Raw genomic sequence first — 2,843 nt, forward strand, 5'->3', positions numbered from 1 at the left:
GGCATAGAGCACGCCCTCCGCCTTCAGCCGCTCGACCGCCGCGTCATAGACTTCGAAGCGCCGCGACTGATATTCGGTGGCGTCGGGAAAAATGCCCAGCCAATGCAGGTCGTAGAGGATGGCGTCGGCGAATTCCTGCTTCGAGCGGGCGATGTCGGTGTCATCGAAGCGCTGGATGAAGCGGCCCTTGTTGTTGAGCGCAAACAGCCAGTTGAACAGAGCGGTGCGCGCATTGCCGATATGGATGCGGCCGGTCGGTGACGGGGCGAAACGAACGGTAACTGTCATGAGCGGGGCGTACCGGATGCTTTTGTGGTTGACAAGACGCGCCCCCGCGCCGGTCGGCACACATAGAACATGACGCGGGCAATGAAAAGACTTAAGCAATTCCAGGAAAAGTGTGAAACGGTTTTCCCGGGAAAAGCGCGCAGCGCTTTCCCTTGGAATTGCGTTAAAACAAACAGTTAGAGCGGTTCGCCGTTTTCGTGAAACGGTGAACTGCTCCAAGGGCCAAGCGAGGCGCATGGCCCTTGTCCGATCAGGTCAGATCGTTGAAGGCGATCAGTGGCCGAAGTCGTCGGAACTGAGGCGGGTCCAGCGGTCGCCCATCAACCCACCGATGAAGATGTCGCCGGTGCGGACCGCTTGCGTTACCTCGGGGATGCGCGAGCGCACCATCGTCCCCCCGGCATAACGGAAGAAGACATTCTTGTAGCTGAAGAGCTGCGGCATGAATCTGCTCTGCGTCTGCCCGATGATGCCTGCGCAGCCCATATTCCATGCGTCCGCGATGAGGCTGTCCAGCGTTGCGCCCCAGTGAGATCCGGAGGCCTGGATTTGCAACAGGTTCGCGATGCCACCGGCTTGACCGTAGAAAGCGTAGCAGCCGAGCAATTTACCAGCTTCGTCGTAGGTCCCGCCGAAATGAAGGGGGCCGTCGGCCTGCTTCTCGGTCGCCAGTGCGAGCAGCCGTGGCAGCTCGCCATCCTGCCAACGCGGCCGAAGCGCGTAATCGGACGTAAGCGTCGGCAACCGTTCCGCAAATTGCGCGGCATCCATCGGCTCGCGATGGACCCGGTGTGGCGAGGAATGCTGGACGGGCGGCTCGAACCTCTTTCTCGTAAAAGCGTCGAATGCTCTGGCGCAAGGATCGAGTGCGAAGCGAGGCAGGCCCGGCCATTTACCGCGCACCACTGCGGAGACCACCGCGGCCGGGCGGAAAATGCGGGTCCATCCCAGACAATGCGCCGGCAGGAGCTGGTATTTCATCGGGCGTGCGAAGGCCAGGGATACCCGGTTGGCCGAATCGGTCAGATACAGATCGAACTCGCCTTGATGCAGGGCACGCAGCAATTGCGGTCCAGCCGAGCCGTGATCGGTGCCGGGGTCGGCCATCAGTGGACCGATGATCGCCGCATTCAATGCCGCTCCGTTGAGCTCGTAGCGGGCCTTCAGGACACCGAGGAAGCCACCCAGATCGCCCTGCGGGTTGATCTGGACAAGAGCGTTGCTCGCACCGGGCTGGCCGACAGGGTCGAGATAGATCTTTCTCATATACTCGGCCGTCTCCACGATCGCACGGTCGAGGAGGTGACGCCGGCGGCGGCGAAACTTCGTCAGGAAGAGTGCGGCGACGCGCTCGAGATCTTCGGCAGCGAGCGGCCGAACCGAGCCGTGGTGAGACTCCTGCACCGCCGGCGCAGCCACCTTTTCCACACCGGCATTTTCGGAAACAAGATGCATCGTGAAGCCTATGGAGGTCGTCTGCCGCAGGGCGAAATCCTGCGCTGAATCAATCGGATCCCAGCATCTGCATCGACCGCCTCTGGGTTGCTTGGAGTAAATGTATATCAATCAATGGTTGAAACAACGTATCTCGCTCGGTATCGTAAACAGGCGTCTCGAGATTCAGGATCTGGAAAAGAATTCGATGCTGCTTGGCGTCACGGATTTGCTCGGCCAGCAGACGCCGAGCGACAGGGGTTTCGGACACGCGTTCCCTATGGGCTCACGAGAGTTCTGTTGCCCAGCCCCGCCCGGCTTATAGCGCTTGATAGAGGTGGCCTCCGGCCAAAGCCGGAGGCCACCTCAGGTCAGATGACCAGCCCCTTGGTCAGTTCGAGCGCCTGACGCTCGAACAGCCGGCGGTAGATGCCGCCCTTCAGCCGGATCAGCTCGTCATGCGAGCCCTCCTCGACGATCTTGCCGCGATCGAAGACCAGCAGCCTGTCGAGCGCCCGCACCGTCGAAAGCCGGTGCGCGATCACCAGCGTGGTGCGGCCGACCATCAGCCGTTCCATTGCCTGCTGGATCAGCACCTCCGATTCCGAATCGAGGCTCGATGTCGCCTCGTCCAGGATCAGGATGCGCGCATCGGCCAGGAAAGCGCGCGCGATCGCCACGCGCTGCCGCTCGCCGCCCGACAGTTTAACGCCGCGCTCGCCGACCAGCGTGCCATAATCCTTCGGCAGGCTGGTGATGAAATCATGCGCGCTCGCCAGGCGTGCGGCATGCTCGATCTCCGCCTGCGTCGCACTCGGTCTGGCATAGGCGATGTTCTCTGCCAGTGACCGGTGAAACAGGATCGGCTCCTGCTGGACAATCGCGATCTGCCCGCGCAGCGACGCTTGCGCCACCTGCGAGATGTCCTGGCCGTCGACCAGGATCTTGCCCGCATTCACGTCATAAAGCCGCTGGATGAGCTTGACGAAGGTTGTCTTGCCCGAGCCCGAGTGACCGACGAGCCCGACCCGTTCACCCGGCGCGATATCGACCGAAAAGTCGCGATAGAGCGGCGACCGATGATTGCCGTAATGGAAGGTGACGTTGTCGAAGCTGATGGC

3 protein-coding genes are annotated in these 2,843 nt (G+C 61.7%); all 3 read right to left on the reverse strand.

Features of this window, described 5'->3' with window-relative positions:
• On the reverse strand, positions 1–288 hold a 288-nt coding region (locus AC1DX0_RS33965; RefSeq protein WP_477358724.1), incomplete at its 3' end, for a glutamate--tRNA ligase family protein.
• Positions 289–561: 273 nt separating this feature from the next.
• A complete protein-coding gene (locus AC1DX0_RS33970) occupies positions 562–1,743 on the reverse strand; it encodes a hypothetical protein (RefSeq protein ID WP_477220342.1) in 1,182 nt (393 codons plus the stop codon).
• 350 nt (positions 1,744–2,093) lie between these two features.
• A partial coding sequence (locus AC1DX0_RS33975) for an ABC transporter ATP-binding protein (protein ID WP_477358727.1) occupies positions 2,094–2,843 on the reverse strand: 750 nt, incomplete at its 5' end.

It is taken from the genome of Mesorhizobium sp. P3_A9 (assembly GCF_056402975.1).

Bases quoted from the DNA above. Each gene is read 5' to 3' on its own strand.
- AC1DX0_RS33970 (WP_477220342.1), bottom strand. From the start codon at position 1,743: ATGCATCTTGTTTCCGAAAATGCCGGTGTGGAAAAGGTGGCTGCGCCG.